The sequence below is a fragment of the Streptomyces sp. JK94 genome, assembly GCF_053613315.1.
Genome location: NZ_JBSICH010000011.1, coordinates 33,749 through 49,675 on the forward strand (window position 1 = coordinate 33,749; position 15,927 = coordinate 49,675).

13 protein-coding genes and 1 pseudogene are annotated in these 15,927 nt (G+C 71.8%); 7 read left to right on the plus strand and 7 right to left on the minus strand.

The annotated features are described in order from the left end of the window. Window positions 1-553 precede the first annotated feature (553 nt). The 4 genes and pseudogenes from ACVV2G_RS10695 to ACVV2G_RS10710 form a co-directional block, all read right to left on the minus strand. On the minus strand, window positions 554-1,843 hold the full coding sequence (locus ACVV2G_RS10695; RefSeq protein ID WP_053131172.1) for a citrate synthase: 1,290 nt from the start codon (window positions 1,841-1,843) through the stop codon (window positions 554-556). Window positions 1,844-2,085: 242 nt separating this feature from the next. After that, window positions 2,086-4,341, minus strand: a complete 2,256-nt coding sequence (gene recD2, locus ACVV2G_RS10700) for an SF1B family DNA helicase RecD2 (RefSeq protein ID WP_453842403.1) — start codon at window positions 4,339-4,341, stop codon at window positions 2,086-2,088. 40 nt (window positions 4,342-4,381) lie between these two features. Further along, a complete protein-coding gene (locus ACVV2G_RS10705) occupies window positions 4,382-4,561 on the minus strand; it encodes a DUF397 domain-containing protein (protein WP_453842404.1) in 180 nt (59 codons plus the stop codon). Between the two features lie 6 nt (window positions 4,562-4,567). Further along, window positions 4,568-5,046: pseudogene (locus ACVV2G_RS10710) on the minus strand (DUF5753 domain-containing protein); the annotation flags it as partial. A 128-nt stretch (window positions 5,047-5,174) separates the two neighbouring features. Here ACVV2G_RS10710 and ACVV2G_RS10715 point away from each other — a divergent pair. Continuing rightward, window positions 5,175-5,420 (plus strand): hypothetical protein, encoded by a 246-nt coding sequence (locus ACVV2G_RS10715; RefSeq protein ID WP_453842405.1) that lies wholly within the window; start codon window positions 5,175-5,177, stop codon window positions 5,418-5,420. 135 nt (window positions 5,421-5,555) lie between these two features. On the opposite strand, the gene ACVV2G_RS10720 is transcribed toward ACVV2G_RS10715, so the two are convergent. Together ACVV2G_RS10720 and ACVV2G_RS10725 are read right to left on the minus strand one after the other, a co-directional pair. Continuing rightward, window positions 5,556-6,173 carry a TOPRIM nucleotidyl transferase/hydrolase domain-containing protein gene (locus ACVV2G_RS10720; protein WP_453842406.1) on the minus strand — a complete coding sequence of 206 codons (618 nt, stop codon included), beginning with the start codon at window positions 6,171-6,173 and terminating at the stop codon, window positions 5,556-5,558. A 696-nt stretch (window positions 6,174-6,869) separates the two neighbouring features. After that, window positions 6,870-7,919: an RNA polymerase sigma-70 factor gene (locus tag ACVV2G_RS10725; RefSeq protein ID WP_453842619.1), complete on the minus strand. Its 1,050-nt coding sequence runs from the start codon at window positions 7,917-7,919 to the stop codon at window positions 6,870-6,872. A gap of 207 nt (window positions 7,920-8,126) precedes the next feature. Here ACVV2G_RS10725 and ACVV2G_RS10730 point away from each other — a divergent pair, with 207 nt between their 5' ends. The 6 genes from ACVV2G_RS10730 to rbsD all read left to right on the plus strand — a co-directional run bounded on the left by ACVV2G_RS10730 (window position 8,127) and on the right by rbsD (window position 14,784). Continuing rightward, on the plus strand, window positions 8,127-8,615 hold the full coding sequence (locus ACVV2G_RS10730) for a carboxymuconolactone decarboxylase family protein (protein WP_453842407.1): 489 nt from the start codon (window positions 8,127-8,129) through the stop codon (window positions 8,613-8,615). 222 nt (window positions 8,616-8,837) lie between these two features. Then, window positions 8,838-9,884 carry a LacI family DNA-binding transcriptional regulator gene (locus ACVV2G_RS10735; protein ID WP_453842408.1) on the plus strand — a complete coding sequence of 349 codons (1,047 nt, stop codon included), beginning with the start codon at window positions 8,838-8,840 and terminating at the stop codon, window positions 9,882-9,884. Continuing rightward, window positions 9,881-11,437 (plus strand): sugar ABC transporter ATP-binding protein, encoded by a 1,557-nt coding sequence (locus ACVV2G_RS10740; RefSeq protein WP_453842409.1) that lies wholly within the window; start codon window positions 9,881-9,883, stop codon window positions 11,435-11,437. The genes ACVV2G_RS10735 and ACVV2G_RS10740 overlap by 4 nt, the downstream gene beginning before the upstream one ends. Continuing rightward, on the plus strand, window positions 11,427-13,379 hold the full coding sequence (locus ACVV2G_RS10745; RefSeq protein ID WP_453842410.1) for an ABC transporter permease/substrate-binding protein: 1,953 nt from the start codon (window positions 11,427-11,429) through the stop codon (window positions 13,377-13,379). The genes ACVV2G_RS10740 and ACVV2G_RS10745 overlap by 11 nt, the downstream gene beginning before the upstream one ends. 113 nt (window positions 13,380-13,492) lie before the next feature. Then, window positions 13,493-14,398 carry a ribokinase gene (locus ACVV2G_RS10750; protein WP_453842411.1) on the plus strand — a complete coding sequence of 302 codons (906 nt, stop codon included), beginning with the start codon at window positions 13,493-13,495 and terminating at the stop codon, window positions 14,396-14,398. Beyond that, window positions 14,395-14,784 (plus strand): D-ribose pyranase, encoded by a 390-nt coding sequence (gene rbsD, locus ACVV2G_RS10755; RefSeq protein WP_453842412.1) that lies wholly within the window; start codon window positions 14,395-14,397, stop codon window positions 14,782-14,784. The genes ACVV2G_RS10750 and rbsD overlap by 4 nt, the downstream gene beginning before the upstream one ends. Before the next feature lie 337 nt (window positions 14,785-15,121). On the opposite strand, the gene ACVV2G_RS10760 is transcribed toward rbsD, so the two are convergent. Then, the gene (locus ACVV2G_RS10760; RefSeq protein WP_453842620.1) at window positions 15,122-15,919 is read right to left on the minus strand and encodes a sugar phosphate isomerase/epimerase family protein; all 798 of its coding nucleotides are present in this window, start codon (window positions 15,917-15,919) and stop codon (window positions 15,122-15,124) included. Between the last annotated feature and the right edge of the window lie 8 nt (window positions 15,920-15,927).

Here is a 15,927-nt window from a genome sequence, read left to right on the forward strand (position 1 = left end):
ACATATGCAAGAGACGCAGATCACAGTGACGTGAACGTAACCATCTAAGGGGTTCGAAGGTCTAAGTTGGCGATGTCAGGCAGCGTCTTGGGGGGCGCCACCTGGCATCTGGGGACGTCTTGGGGGACTTTCCCAGAGCTGCGTTGCCGGGACACGTACACCGGGAAGCTTTGAGCGGCCCTCCCGGTCGTGCGTTGTCCCGGCAGACCGCACCACAACAGGCACAGAACAGAACAGCACGGCAGAACGACACGCACGGCGGGCCCCGCCCGTCGTGCCCAGCACAGCGATTCAGGCGCTGTCCTCACAGACGCCCGGCCGGATCCCGTGGGGGGAATCCGCACCGGGACATGGGAAGGCGCCCTGGTTCGCCGGCCCGTGGGGGGACCGGCGCCAGGGCGCCTTCTGCTGTCCGGGCCCGTGATCGATCGGACTCGGGGACGATCCGGACTCGCGACCGATCGAACTCGGGGACGATCCGCAGCCGGAGACGAGGAGACCCCGTGCCCGATCACGCGTCGGGTACGGGGTCCACAGGCGTCGGAGAGGAAGCTCAGCGCTCCTCGACCGGCACGAAGTCGCGCTCGACGACGCCCGTGTAGATCTGGCGCGGGCGGCCGATGCGGGAGCCCGGCTCCTTGATCATCTCGTGCCACTGGGCGATCCAGCCCGGCAGCCGGCCGAGGGCGAACAGGACCGTGAACATCTCGGTCGGGAAGCCCATGGCCCGGTAGATCAGGCCGGTGTAGAAGTCGACGTTGGGGTAGAGGCTGCGCGAGACGAAGTAGTCGTCGGAGAGCGCGTGCTCCTCCAGCTTCAGGGCGATGTCCAGCAGCTCGTCGGACTTGCCGAGGGCGGAGAGGACGTCGTGCGCGGCGGCCTTGATGATCTTGGCGCGCGGGTCGAAGTTCTTGTAGACCCGGTGGCCGAAGCCCATCAGGCGGACGCCGTCCTCCTTGTTCTTCACCTTGCGGATGAAGGTGTCGACGTCGCCACCGTTGTCGCGGATGCCCTCGAGCATCTCCAGCACCGACTGGTTGGCGCCGCCGTGCAGCGGCCCCCACAGGGCGTTGATGCCCGCGGAGATCGAGGCGAACATGTTCGCCTGCGAGGAGCCGACCAGGCGGACCGTGGAGGTCGAGCAGTTCTGCTCGTGGTCCGCGTGCAGGATCAGCAGCTTGTCCAGGGCGGAGACGACCGTCGGGTCGAGCTCGTACTCCTGCGCCGGCACCGAGAACGTCATGCGCAGGAAGTTCTCGACGTAGCCGAGGTCGTTGCGCGGGTAGACGAACGGGTGGCCGATCGACTTCTTGTACGCGTAGGCCGCGATCGTCGGAAGCTTCGCGAGCAGCCGGATCGTGGACAGGTTGCGCTGACGCTCGTCGAACGGGTTGTGGCTGTCCTGGTAGAACGTCGACAGCGCCGAGACGACCGACGACAGCATCGCCATCGGGTGGGCGTCGCGCGGGAAGCCCTTGTAGAAGTTCTTGACGTCCTCGTGCAGCAGGGTGTGCTGCGTGATCTCGTTCTTGAACGCGGTGAGCTCGTCGACGGTCGGCAGCTCGCCGTTGATCAGCAGGTAGGCGACCTCCACGAAGGAGGAGCGCTCGGCCAGCTGCTCGATCGGGTAGCCGCGGTACCGGAGGATGCCGGCTTCGCCGTCCAGATAGGTAATGGCGGATTTGTAGGCGGCGGTGTTGCCGTACCCGCTGTCCAGCGTCACCAGACCGGTCTGGGCGCGGAGCTTCCCGATGTCGAAGCCCTTGTCGCCGACGGTGCTGTCGATCACCGGGTAGGTGTACTCGCCATCGCCGTACCGCAGTACTACAGAGTTGTCGCTCACGTCTTCCCTCACCGACGTAGTGCCTCATCTTCGAGGTGCCCTGACTGTCTCTACCATCCCCCACTTGGCTCAGGAGAGTGCACTCGGGGTCGACCATCGGGCCTATTGGCGGCACTCAGTGCCGCCAACTTGTTCATCCTGCCCCCTCTCCTCCCCTTCCGGAAGTGCTCTGTGACCTTTGCGACTCGTTTGATCGATCATTTTTTTCACAGAGACGAAAGGTTCGCCGGAAGGCCTGTGGATCAGGAGCCCGCCAGCCGGAAGTCGAGCGCCGTGCAGCGCCGGCCGGCCGACACCGTGCGCACCGCCTGTCCGATCGCCTTGCGGGAACCGACGAGGACGACCAGCTTCTTGGCCCGGGTGACCGCCGTGTACAGCAGGTTCCGCTGGAGCATCATCCAGGCGCCGGTCGTCACGGGGATCACCACCGCCGGGTACTCGCTGCCCTGGGAGCGGTGGATGGTCACCGCGTAGGCGTGGGCCAGTTCGTCCAGTTCGTCGAAGTCGTACGGAACCTCCTCGTCCTCGTCCGTCAGTACGGTGAGGCGCTGGTCCACCGGGTCGAGCGAGGTGACCACGCCCACGGTGCCGTTGAAGACACCGTTCTCGCCCTTCTCGTAATTGTTGCGAATCTGGGTCACCTTGTCGCCGACCCGGAAGACACGACCGCCGAACCGTTTCTCGGCCACGTCCGGGCGCCCCGGGGTGACGGCCTGCTGGAGCAGCCCGTTCAGCGTGCCCGCGCCGGCGGGCCCCCGGTGCATGGGCGCGAGAACCTGCACGTCACGACGCGGGTCCAGGCCGAACTTCGCGGGGATGCGACGGGCGGCGACGTCCACCGTGAGCCGCCCGACCTCCTCCGTGTCGTCCTCGACGAAGAGGAAGAAGTCCTTCATGCCGTCGGTGACGGGATGCTGCCCCGCGTTGATCCGGTGCGCGTTGGTCACCACACCGGACTGCTGGGCCTGCCGGAAGACCCGGGTGAGGCGGACGGCCGGGACCGGACCGCCGTCGGCCAGCAGGTCCCTGAGCACCTCCCCCGCGCCGACACTGGGGAGCTGGTCGACATCCCCGACGAAGAGCAGGTGGGCGCCCGGGGGCACGGCCTTGACCAGCTTGTTGGCGAGGAGGAGGTCCAGCATGGATGCCTCGTCGACCACGACGAGGTCGGCGTCGAGCGGGCGGTCCCGGTCATAGGCCGCGTCGCCGCCCGGCTTGAGCTCCAGCAGGCGGTGGACCGTGGAGGCCTCGGCGCCGGTCAGCTCGGCCAGGCGCTTGGCGGCCCGCCCGGTCGGGGCGGCGAGGACGACCTTCGCCTTCTTGGCGCGGGCCAGCTCGACGATGGACCGGACGGTGAACGACTTGCCGCAGCCCGGCCCGCCGGTGAGCACGGCGACCTTCTCGGTGAGCGCCAGCTTCACGGCGGCCTCCTGCTCGGGGGCCAGATCAGCGCCGGTGCGGTGCTTGAGCCATCCGAGCGCCTTGTCCCAGGCGACGTCCCGGAAGCCGGACATCCGGTCCTCCCCGGTACGCAGGAGGCGCAGCAGCTGGGCGGAGAGGGCCAGCTCGGCACGGTGGAAGGGGACGAGGTAGACGGCGGTGACGGGTTCACCGCCGTCCGGGCCGGGGACCTTCTCGCGGACGACGCCGGGGTCCTCGCCGTCCCCCTGCGGCTCGGTGGCCAGCTCACCGAGGCACTCGATGACCAGCCCGGTGTCCACCTGGAGCAGCTTGACCGCGTCGGCGATCAGCTTCTCCTCCGGGAGGTAGCAGTGGCCCTGGTCGGTGGCCTGCGACAGGGCGTACTGCAGTCCGGCCTTCACCCGGTCCGGGCTGTCGTGCGGGATGCCGACGGACTGGGCGATCCTGTCGGCGGTGAGGAACCCGATGCCCCAGACGTCGGCGGCGAGGCGGTAGGGCTGGTTCTTCACGACGGAGATCGACGCGTCGCCGTACTTCTTGTAAATCCTGACCGCGATCGACGTGGACACCTCGACGGTCTGGAGGAAGAGCATGACCTCCTTGATCGCCTTCTGCTCCTCCCACGCGTCGGCGATCTTCCTGGTCCGCTTGGGGCCGAGACCGGGGACCTCGATGAGCCGCTTGGGCTCCTCCTCGATGACGGTGAGGGTGTCGGCCCCGAAGTGCTGGGTGATGCGGTCGGCGAAGACCGGCCCGATGCCCTTGACGAGACCGGAGCCGAGGTAACGCCGGATGCCCTGGACGGTGGCCGGGAGCACGGTCGTGTAGTTCTCGACGTGGAACTGCTTGCCGTACTGCGGGTGGGATCCCCAGCGCCCCTCCATCCGCAGGGACTCCCCCACCTGGGCACCGAGCAGCGCGCCGACGACCGTCAGCAGGTCGCCGGCGCCTCTGCCGGTGTCGACACGGGCGACCGTGTAGCCGTTCTCCTCGTTGGCGTACGTGATGCGCTCCAGGACGCCTTCGAGGGTGGCGAGTCGCCGTTCACCGGGAGCGGCCTCGGGCTGGTTGGGCATGGTCCGACGGTACCGGTGGGGTGTGACAGCCCGTACGGGGTTACCGGTGTGCCTTGAGTGCTTCGAGGAAGGGGGCGAAGGCCTCCGGCGGGAAGGTGAGGACGGCTCGGGTGGGGGCCTTGCTGTCGCGGACGGCGACACGCGTGGTCGTGGTCGCGATCTCCACGCACTCGTTGCCGTCGCCCGGGCCCGCATAGGACGACTTCCGCCAGTTGCCCATGGGGACCTACAACTCCTTCGCCAGGCTGTGGATGAAGTCACGCGACCGATCGGGGTCGAGTGACGCGGCCTCCACCTTAAGAAAGCTCGTTCGATAGGTGTTGAGCTGAGCCTCGGAGTCGATGAAGGCCGAGCCGTGCAGCGCGTCGCGCACCACGGTGTCCAGCTTGGGCAGGGGCCGCCCACGTACGTCATCGTGCTGGAGGCCCTGGCGAAGCCGTCCAGGTCGAAGGGGATGACGCGCACGGTGACGTGATCCGCCTCCGAAAGCTCCAGAAGCCGCACGAGCTGGGCCCTTGAGGTGGCACGATCGCCGACCCTGATCCGGAGGGCCGCCTCGTGGATCACCGCTTCGTAGGGGATGGTGAACCTCTGGCGCCCCTTGCGGTGACGGATGCGTAACTCCGTTTCCTCGGCCGTCAGTTCCGGCAGCCTGGAGGAGAAGACGGCACGCGAGTATGCCTCTGTCTGAAGCAGGCCCGGCACGTTCGTTGAGGATGTGCAGGGAGTACTCCCACGGATCGGTTTCAGGCATGCGGGACTCCGTTTCAGAGTGGGGGAGAGTTGAACGCGGGTCCGGCGTCTTGCCGCAGCCGCCATGGCAGGACGGGGCGGTGCGCTTCCGCTCCGGCTCCTTCCCCCTCCCGGACACGGTCGGCGGCTCCGGCGGTTCGGGGTCGGCGTCCCACGCCCCGATCCGCAACGTGTCCGGCGGCGACCAGCGGACGCGGAGCGCGGCGGGCCCGACGGGGCAGGGACCGGCACTGGTACGGGCCTGCGCCGACACGTGGGGATGGCACCCGCTGGCCGGACACGGCGACCGGGGCACGTACGTGTGGTGCGAACCGACCGCCGCATGACCACACCCCAGACACCACACACCCCGACAACACGAGGACACCCACCGACCACCTGTTAACCACCCGCCCATATGAGCGGACCAAGTACAACCCAAGCCCATCCGCTCACGGTTGGACATACAGGACACCGCGCGGTCAGAGCCTCGCGAACAGGCCTGTGAGAGGGGGTGGGATGCGAGCGGGGTCCAGGGCTTCGACGAGGACGCGGCCGTAGTGGATCTTCCGGCCCTTCTTGGTGCCGAAGAACCGGCGCAACTGCTGCTGAGTGGGGCGGCCCTGCTGGGCGGGTTGGCACAGGAAGGAACGGAGGGGGCGCAGATCTCCCTCCGCTTCGACGAGTTCCTTCACCCGGTCCACCCCCAGCGCGCGGATGAGTTCGTCCTCCAGGTCGGCCGCGCAGACGAAGAGGCCGTCCGGTGCCGCATTCGCCCGTTCCCACGCGCGGACGTAGTAGCCCTGCTCCCGCTCGTCGCAGAGTCCGGTGAGGCGGAGGTCCAGGCCGGACGGTCCGAGGAGGGAGGCGAAGCGCCCGACGCTCATCGCGCCGCCCATCGGAAGGACGCAGATCCCCTCCGCCGCGAGGTCCCGGCCATGCCGCGCGGCCAGCGCGTCCACCGCCGCCGAGTCGCTCGGCCCCTCCAGGAGGACGGCGGTACGGACCGGCAGTCGCGTCACCAGCTCGCGCGCGGGACGGCCGGGGCCACCCGCCGCCCACGCGGTGACCGCATCCCGGAACGCCCCCATGTCCGCCATGGAACGAGTCTCCGCCCTGGAGGGCCACGACGGTAGCGAATCGATGGGAGCCGACCCCACCCCCACCACCCCCGCACCTCACCAAAACAACCCCGGCACGCCCTGACCGCCCCCACCACCATCGACGCCGGCTCCGAGCCCGCCAGTACCGCCCGCGGGCTGGTCCAGCACGTCCGCGCTCGTCTCCGTCCTCACGACGCCACCGAGCAAACGGCGCCCCGCTCCCGGACCCCGGCCGGGCCAGGCCTGGTCAGGCCGAGCCGGGCCGAGCGGAGCCGAGCCAAGCCGGGCCAGGCCGTGGCGGGCCGGGCAAGGCCGTGGCGGGCCAGTCCAGCCGGGCCGAGCTGGGCCAGGCCGGGCCAGGCCGAGCCGGGCCGAGCCGGGCCAGGCCGAGCCGGGCCGAGCCGGGCCGAGCCGGGCCAGGCCGTGGGGGGCCGGGCCAGGCCGTGGCGGGCCGGGCAAGGCCGTGGCGGGCCGGGCAAGGCCGTGGCGGGCCGGGCAAGGCCGTGGCGGGCCAGTCCAGCCGGGCCGAGCTGGGCCAGGCCGGGCCAGGCCGAGCCGGGCCGAGCCGGGCCGAACCGGGCCAGGCCGTGGGGGGCCGGACCGGGCCGAACCGGGCCGAGCCGGGCCGTGGCGGGCCGAACCGGGCCGTGGCGGGCCGTGGCGGGCCGAACCGGGCCAGGCCAGGCCGGGACCTCACCGGCGCAGGGTGGTCACCCGCCCCATGTGCGACAGCTTCTCGGGGTTGCGCACGGCGTAGAGCCCGGTGATGAGGCCGTCGTCGAAGCGCACCGCCAGCACGGTGTCGAGCCGGCCGTCGAGCCGGAGGATCAGCGCCGGGTAGCCGTTGACCTGGACCGGTTCCACCGAGGCCGCCGCCGTCTGCCGGCCCAGTCCGGTGACCACGAGGCGGGCCACCTTCCCGGCCCCCGTGACGGGCCGCAGCGCGGCCCGCTTGATGCCGCCGCCGTCGCCCACGAGAACCACGTCCGGCGCGAGGACGTCGAGCAGGCCCTGCAGATCGCCCGTCACGGCGGCCCGCCGGAACGCGGTGAGCGCGTCCCGGGTCTCGGCAGGGGAGACGACCCCGCGCGGTCGGCGCGCCGCGACGTGCCCACGTGCCCGGTGTGCGGTCTGACGGACCGCGGCCTGGCTCTTGCCGACGGCGTCGGCAATCTCGTCGTACCCGAGGCCGAAGACCTCGCGCAGCACGAACACCGCCCGCTCGGTCGGCGCGAGCGTCTCCAGGACCAGCATCATCGCCATCGAGACGCTGTCGGCCAGCTCGACGTCCTCGGCCACGTCGGGAGTGGTGAGCAGCGGCTCGGGCAACCAGGCACCGACGTAGGACTCCTTGCGGCGGCCGAGCGTGCGCAGCCGGCCCAGCGCCTGCCGCGTGGTGACCCGCACCAGGTACGCGCGCCGGTCGCGCACCGTTTCGAGGTCGACGCCCGACCATCGCAGCCAGGTCTCCTGGAGGACGTCCTCCGCGTCGGCGGCCGAACCGAGCATCTCGTACGCGACCGTGAAGAGCAGGTTGCGGTGCGCGACGAAGGCCTCCGTGGCGGGGTCCGTGCGTCCGCCACCGCCACCGCCACCGTCGGCGTCGGCGCCACCGCCACCGTCGGCGTCGGCGTCGGCGTCGGCGTCCACGACCCTCCCGTGTCCGGCTCCCGGGCGCCCGCCGCCGCCTTCGTCGAGCCGCCCGGTCGTGTCGGCTCCCTCGTACCCGCCGTGCTCGCTCATCACCGGCTGCTCCCGCTCGTCCGCTTCCCACCGTGTCACGCGCACAGGACACCGGCCACCGCCGTTCCGTGACACCCGTCCACGGTGGCTCTCGTCACACCGGCACCCCGACACAGGGGCCGGGCCGCCGGCATCTCATGTCCGGCAGTACGGCCATCCGGCAGTCCGGTCATCCGGCAGTACGACTTCACGAGTGAGGACGAGATCATGGACTCCCGATTCGACCTGTTCGAGAACGCGATCGGCGGCAGGTTCGTCAAGCGGTTCGCGGGCACCGCCCAGGTGCTCCAGCAGTCGTCGCTGCCGCACGCCACGCAGGAGCTGATGTCGCTGCGCGCCAGCCAGATCAACGGTTGCGGCCACTGCATCGACATGCATACCAAGGAGGCCGAGGCCGCCGGCGAGAGCGCGCTGCGGCTCCACCTGGTCGCCGCCTGGCGCGAGTCCACCGTTTTCACCGAGGCCGAGCAGGCGGCGCTGGCCCTCACCGAGGAGGGCACCCGGCTCGCCGACGCCCACCGGGGCGTGTCCGACGAGACCTGGGCCCAAGTGCGCGAGCACTACGACGACGACCAGATCGCCGCGATGGTCTGCCTGGTCGCCATGATCAACGCGGCCAACCGGCTCGCCGTGATCACACACCAGCCGGGCGGCTCCCACCAGGCGGGAACGCTCAAGGCCACGCTCGACCACTGAGCCGGCCGGCAGCCGCTTCCGCCCGGCCCTCAGTCACCTCCGGCCCGGCCCCGGGTACGGCGACCCGGGACCGGCCGGCCGTACGCCCGTCCCGGCCGGCCGGGACGGGCGCGCACCCCCGGTCACGATTGGGTTGCGGCCCCCGCTCCCCCTCTTGCCATCTCCCCGTGGAATCGATTCCAATCCTCCGTGTAATCGATTCCACAAGGAGGTGGAAAGGCGATGGCGACACTGGGCATCAAGGACGTCGCCGCCGAGGCGGGCGTGTCCGTCGCGACGGTCTCGCGCGCGCTCAACGGCCACCCGTCCGTCAGCGCGGACGCGCGCACGCGGGTGCTGGCCGCCGTGGAGAGGCTCGGCTACCGGCCGAACGCCGTCGCCCGGTCGCTGCGCACCCACCAGACCCGCACCCTCGGGCTGGTCATCAGCGACGTGCTGAACCCGTACTTCACCGAACTGGCCCGCTCCGTCGAGGAGGAGGCCCGCGCGCTCGGCTACAGCGTCATCATCGGCAACGCCGACGAGCGGCCCGACCTGCAGGACCACCACGTCACGACACTGCTGGACCGCCGTATCGACGGGCTCCTCGTCTCCCCCACCGACGGCGGCTCGCCGCGGATGCTGGACGCCGCGCGGGCCGGGACGCCCATGGTCTTCGTCGACCGGTGGATCCCGGGCGTGGACGTGCCCGTCGTCAGGTCGGACGGGCGCGCGGCCGTACGGGACCTCGTGGCGCACCTGCACGCCCTCGGGCACCGGCGGCTCGCCATCATCGCCGGGCCCGCCGCCACCACGACCGGACGCGAGCGCGTCGACGCCTTCCGCGAGGCACTCGGCGCGTACGGGCTGCCCCTCCCCGACGACCACATCGGGCAGGGCGACTTCCAGGCCGACAGCGGACGCCGGGTCACCGAAAGCTTCCTCGACCTGCCCGAGCCGCCCGAGGTCGTCTTCGCCGCCGACAACCTGATGGCGCTCGGCGCGCTGGACGCCGTACGCGCGCGCGGCCTGCGGGTTCCCGAGGACATCGCGCTCGCCGCGTTCGACGACATCCGCTGGTTCGTGCACACCGATCCGCCCGTCACCGCGATCGCCCAGCCCACGGGCGACCTCGGGCGGGCCGCCGTCCGCGCGCTGGTCGACCGCATCGAGGGCCGCCCCGGCGAGTCCGTCACCCTCCCGGCCCGGCTGGTCGTGCGCCGCTCCTGCGGTGAGCCGGCCCCCCGGCACACCCCGTCCCCGTCCCCCGTACGAAGGAGTACGCCGTGAGCAGCCGCAGTCCGGACGAGGTGCTGCGCGTCGAGGGCATCCGCAAGACCTTCCCCGGCGTGGTCGCGCTCGACAGCGTCGACTTCGACCTGCGCCGGGGCGAGGTCCACGTACTGCTCGGTGAGAACGGCGCCGGCAAGAGCACCCTCATCAAGATGCTCTCCGGCGCCTGCACACCCGACGCCGGGCGCATCCTGGCCGACGGCGAGGAGGTCCGCGTCCACGGGGCGCAGGACTCCGAGCGGCTCGGGATCGCCACCATCCACCAGGAGTTCAACCTGGTTCCCGATCTGTCGGTCGCCGAGAACATCTTCCTCGGGCGGCAGCCCCGCCGCCTCGGGATGATCGACCGCAGGAAGATGGACGCGGACGCCGAGGTGCTGCTGAAGCGGGTCGGCCTGAACGTGTCGCCGCGCACGCGGGTGCGTGAACTCGGGATCGCCCGGCTCCAGATGGTCGAGATCGCCAAGGCGCTCAGCCTCGACGCGCGCGTGCTCATCATGGACGAGCCGACCGCCGTACTGACCTCCGAGGAGGTCGAGAAGCTGTTCGCGATCGTGCGGCGGCTGCGGGAGGACGGTGTCGGCATCGTCTTCATCACCCATCACCTGGAGGAGATCGCCGCCCTCGGCGACCGGGTCACCGTGATCCGGGACGGCCGCAGCGTCGGCCGGGTGCCCGCCTCCACACCCGAGGACGAGCTGGTCCGGCTCATGGTCGGGCGGTCGATCGAGCAGCAGTACCCGCGCGAACGCGCCGCCGCGGGCGAGGCGTTGCTCAAGGTCGAGGGGCTGACCCGGGACGGCGTCTTCCACGACGTCGGCTTCGAGGTGCGCGCCGGCGAGGTCGTCGGCATCGCCGGCCTCGTCGGCGCCGGGCGGACGGAGGTCGTGCGGGCCGTGTTCGGCGCCGACCCGTACGACGCCGGGACCGTGCACGTCTCGGGCACCCCCCTGCGGCGGCACGACGTGAACGCCGCCATGGCGGCCGGCATCGGGCTCGTGCCCGAGGACCGCAAGGGCCAGGGGCTGGTGCTGGACGCCTCCGTCGAGGAGAACCTCGGGCTGGTCACCCTCCGGTCCGCCTCCCGCGCGGGGCTCGTCGACCTCAAGGGGCAGCACGCTGCGGCGGAACGCGTCGCCGGGCAGCTCGGGGTGCGGATGGCCGGGCTCGGCCAGCACGTGCGCACCCTGTCCGGCGGCAACCAGCAGAAGGTCGTCATCGGCAAGTGGCTGCTGGCCAACACCAAGGTGCTGATCCTCGACGAACCGACGCGCGGCATCGACGTCGGCGCCAAGGTCGAGATCTACCAGCTGATCAACGAACTGACGGCGGCCGGTGCCGCCGTGCTCATGATCTCCAGCGACCTGCCCGAGGTGCTCGGCATGAGCGACCGGGTGGTGGTCATGGCGCAGGGCCGCGTGGCGGGCGAACTCACCGCCGAGCACGCCACCCAGGACGCCGTGATGGCGCTCGCCGTCAGCACCCCCCACGGCGGCACCCCGGGCAACACCCCCCACCAGAACGGAACGGAGGCCTCCGGTGGCCACTGACACGCTCAAGAGCAAGCCGGGCGCGCAGGGCGCCACGGGCGGTGGGCGCCGCCTGCTGCTGGAGAACGGCGCGCTGACCGCGCTGATCGTCCTCGTCATCGCCATGTCGGTGCTGTCCGGGGACTTCCTGACCGCCGACAACCTGCTGAACGTCGGGGTCCAGGCGGCCGTCACCGCGATCCTCGCCTTCGGCGTCACCTTCGTCATCGTCTCCGCGGGCATCGACCTGTCGGTCGGCTCGGTCGCCGCGCTGTCGGCCACCGTGCTGGCCTGGAGCGCCACCGAGGCCGGGATGCCGGTCGCGCTCGCGGTGGTGCTGGCCGTCGCGACGGGCATCGCCTGCGGCCTGGTGAACGGTTTCCTCATCTCGTACGGGAAGCTGCCGCCGTTCATCGCGACGCTCGCCATGCTGTCGGTCGGGCGCGGTCTGTCGCTGGTCGTCTCGCAGGGTTCGCCGATCGCCTTCCCGGACTCGGTCTCCCACCTGGGCGACACGCTCGGCGGCTGGCTGCCGGTGCCGGTGCTCGTGATGGTCCTGATGGGGCTGGTCACGGCGTTCGTCCTCGGGCGCACCTACATCGGCCGCTCCATGTACGCCATCGGCGGCAACGAGGAGGCCGCGCGGCTGTCCGGGCTGCGGGTGAAGCGGCAGAAGCTCGCCATCTACGCCTTCTCCGGGCTGTTCGCCGCCGCCGCGGGCATCGTGCTCGCCTCCCGGCTCTCCTCCGCGCAGCCGCAGGCCGCGCAGGGCTACGAACTGGACGCCATCGCCGCCGTCGTCATCGGCGGGGCCTCGCTCGCGGGAGGCACCGGCAAGGCGTCGGGCACGCTGATCGGCGCGCTGATCCTCGCGGTGCTGCGCAACGGCCTCAACCTGCTGTCCGTCTCCGCGTTCTGGCAGCAGGTCGTCATCGGCGTCGTCATCGCGCTGGCGGTGCTGCTGGACACCCTGCGCCGCAAGGCGGGGGCGACCGCACCGGCGGCCGGGGCCGGCGGGGGCGGCAGGGGCCGGCAGGCACTGACGTACGTGATCGCCGCCGTCGTCGCGGTGGCCGTGGTCGGCGCGACCTCGCTGCTGCACGGCGGCTCGTCGGACGGGAGGACGCGGAAGGTCGGCCTTTCCCTGTCGACGCTCAACAACCCGTTCTTCGTGCAGATCCGGGCGGGCGCCGAGGAGCGGGCGGAGAAGCTGGGCGTGGACCTGACGGTCACGGACGCGCAGAACGACGCCTCTCAGCAGGCCAACCAGTTGCAGAACTTCACCAGCGAGGGCCTGTCCTCGATCATCGTCAACCCGGTGGACTCCGACGCCGCGGGCCCCTCGGTGCGTTCGGCGAACAAGGACGGCATCCCCGTCATCGCCGTGGACCGCGGCGTCAACGACGCGACGACGTCCGCACTGGTCGCCTCCGACAACGTCGAGGGCGGTGAACTGGGCGCCAGGGCCCTCGCCGAGAAGCTCGGCGGCAAGGGCACCGTCGTCATCCTCCAGGGCCAGGCCGGCACCTCCGCCAGCCGGGAGCGCGGGGCGGGCTTCGCGGCCGGACTGAAGGAGTACCCGGGCATCGAGGTGGTCGCCAAGCAGCCCGCGGACTTCGACCGCACCAAGGGCCTGGACGTGATGACCAACCTGCTCCAGGCGCACCCCGGCATCGACGGCGTCTTCGCGGAGAACGACGAGATGGCGCTCGGCGCGATCAAGGCGCTGGGTTCCAGGGCCGGGAAGTCGGTGCAGGTCGTCGGGTTCGACGGCACTCCGGACGGGCTGCAGGCCGTGCGGGACGGCTCGCTGTACGCGTCCGTGGCGCAGCAGCCCAGGGAACTGGGCAGGATCGCCGTGGAGAACGCGTTGCGCGCCGCCGACGACGAGAAGGTGGAGAAGATGGTGAAGGTGCCGGTGAAGGTGGTCACCAAGGAGAACGTGGCCGGCTTCGAGGGCTGACACGGGCGGACAGGCGCACGGGAGTGTGCGCGGACGGGCGGTCCCGGCGACCGCCCGCCCTCCTCACCCGGGACGCACGGGTACGGGGATTCACTCGGATCGGGGAGCGATTCATGTACGACTACGACCTCCTGGTCGTGGGGTCGGCCAACGCCGACCTCGTGATCGGCGTCGAGCGGCGGCCGGGTGCCGGCGAGACGGTGCTCGGCTCCGACCTGGCCGTCCACCCGGGCGGCAAGGGCGCCAACCAGGCGGTCGCCGCCGCCCGGCTGGGCGCCCGCACGGCACTGCTGGCCCGGGTCGGTGACGACTCCCACGGCCGGCTGCTGCTGGACTCCCAGCGGACGGCCGGTGTCGACACGGTCGGCATGCTGGTGGGCGGGGCGCCGACCGGCGTCGCGCTGATCACCGTCGACCCGTCGGGCGACAACAGCATCGTGGTCTCGCCGGGTGCGAACGGCCGGCTGGCACCGGGGGACGTCCGCGCCGCCGCCAGCCTCTTCCACGCCTCCCGTGTGGTCTCCGCGCAGTTGGAAATCCCGCTGGAGACGGTGGTGGAGGTGGTCCGGTGCCTCGCGCCGGGCGGCCGGTTCGTGCTGAACCCGTCACCGCCGCGCCCGCTGCCGCCGGAGGTGCTGGCCGCCTGCGACCCGCTGATCGTCAACGAGCACGAGGCGAGGGTGATCCTCGGCGACGCGTGCGTCGGCGAACGCCCCGAGGACTGGGCGCGGATCCTGCTGGCCAAGGGCCCGCGTTCGGTGGTCGTGACCCTGGGCGCGCGGGGGGCGCTGGTGGCGTCGACGGCCGAGGGCGTCTGCCGCGTCCCGTCCGTGGAGGTCGACGCCGTGGACACCACGGGCGCGGGCGACGCGTTCACCGCGGCACTGGCCTGGCGGCTCGGCACGGGTGAGTCGCTCGCCGGGGCGGCGGCGTACGCGGCCCGGGTGGGCGCGGCGGCCGTCACGAAGGCGGGGGCGCAGGCGTCGTACCCGACGGCGGCGGAGGTCGAGGCGCTGTGAAGAAGGCCGGGATACTCAACCGCCACCTGTCCGGTGCCCTGGCCGGGCTCGGCCACGGGGACGAGGTCCTGGTGTGCGACGCGGGCATGCCGATCCCGGACGGCCCGCACGTCGTGGACCTGGCCTTCCGCGCCGGGGTGCCGTCCTTCGCGGAGGTGGTGGACGGCCTGCTGGCCGAGCTGGTGATCGAGGGCGCGACCGCGGCGACGGAGGTACGGGAGGCCAACCCGCGGGCCGCGGCACTGCTGGACGACCGCTGCCCCGCTCTGGCACTGGTCCCGCACGAACGCCTGAAGGAACGGTCGGCGCGGGCCCGTCTGGTGGTCCGCACCGGCGAGGCCCGGCCGTACGCGAACGTGCTGCTGCGATGCGGGGTCTTCTTCTAGGACGCCCCGCCCCGCCCCGCACATGCTTCGAGGGCCCGGTCACCCACCGGGCCCTCTCGGCTTCCCTCCCCCTCAGGCCTCCCGCGATCCCCCCGGATCTCCCCCCGCAGGCGTCCTGATGCCCACTACGACCCGCCGGGCGACGGAATGGTTGCACCCCCACCCCAAGATCTTTCCCACCGACACCGACCGACACCGACCGCGCCGACCACGCCGACCACGCCGACCGTCCCGTCGTCGCCCGCCGGCGCCCCGCCGGCGCCGTGCGGTGCCGGCGGGAGGCTGGTCCCGGAGGCCGGGTGCGGGTGCGTCTTCCGAGGGGCCCCTCGTGGGGGGACTACGCCGTGTGCTCCGTGAAGCGCGTCGCTGTTTCCGCCAGGACCTCGCGGCCGTCGCGGGCCCACAGGGTCTCGTTGAACAGTTCGACCTCGATGGGGCCCGTGTAGCCGGCCGCCTCCACGTGGGCCTTCCACTCGCGCATGTCGATCGCGCCGTCGCCGATCTGGCCGCGGCCGTTGAGGACGCCCTCGGGCAGAGGGGTCGTCCAGTCGGCGAGCTGGAAGGTGTGGATGCGGCCCGCCGCGCCGGCCCGGGCGATCTGGGCGGGCGCCCGGTCGTCCCACCAGATGTGGTACGTGTCGACCGTGACGCCGACCTGGTGGGCGGGGAAGCGTTCGGCGATGTCCAGGGCCTGGGTGAGGGTGGAGACCACGCAGCGGTCCGAGGCGAACATGGGGTGCAGCGGTTCGATGGCGAGACGGACGCCGTGCCGCTCGGCGTACGGGGCCAGTTCCGCCAGCGCGTCCGCGATGCGTTCGCGGGCCGCGCCCAGGTCCTTGCTGCCGGCCGGGAGGCCGCCCGAGACCAGGACCAGTGTGCCGGTGCCGAGGGTGGCCGCCTCGTCGACCGCGCGCCGGTTGTCGGCCAGGGCACGGGCGCGCTCGTCCGGGTCGATGGCGGTGAGGAAGCCGCCCCGGCACAGGGTGGTGACGGTCAGTCCCGCGTCGCGGACCAGTTTCGCCGCCGCCTCGACGCCGTACGCCTGGACGGGCTCGCGCCACAGGCCGACGTTGCCGACGCCCAGGTCGCGGCAGGTCGCGGTCAGCTCGGGCAGGGAGAGCTGTCTGACCGTCATCTGGTTGA

Bases quoted from the DNA above. Each gene is read 5' to 3' on its own strand.
- recD2 (WP_453842403.1), bottom strand. From the start codon at position 4,341: ATGCCCAACCAGCCCGAGGCCGCTCCCGGTGAACGGCGACTCGCCACC.
- ACVV2G_RS10705 (WP_453842404.1), bottom strand. From the start codon at position 4,561: ATGGGCAACTGGCGGAAGTCGTCCTATGCGGGCCCGGGCGACGGCAAC.
- ACVV2G_RS10720 (WP_453842406.1), bottom strand. From the start codon at position 6,173: ATGGCGGACATGGGGGCGTTCCGGGATGCGGTCACCGCGTGGGCGGCG.
- ACVV2G_RS10725 (WP_453842619.1), bottom strand. From the start codon at position 7,919: ATGAGCGAGCACGGCGGGTACGAGGGAGCCGACACGACCGGGCGGCTC.
- ACVV2G_RS10730 (WP_453842407.1), top strand. From the start codon at position 8,127: ATGGACTCCCGATTCGACCTGTTCGAGAACGCGATCGGCGGCAGGTTC.
- ACVV2G_RS10735 (WP_453842408.1), top strand. From the start codon at position 8,838: ATGGCGACACTGGGCATCAAGGACGTCGCCGCCGAGGCGGGCGTGTCC.
- ACVV2G_RS10750 (WP_453842411.1), top strand. From the start codon at position 13,493: ATGTACGACTACGACCTCCTGGTCGTGGGGTCGGCCAACGCCGACCTC.
- ACVV2G_RS10760 (WP_453842620.1), bottom strand. From the start codon at position 15,919: ATGACGGTCAGACAGCTCTCCCTGCCCGAGCTGACCGCGACCTGCCGC.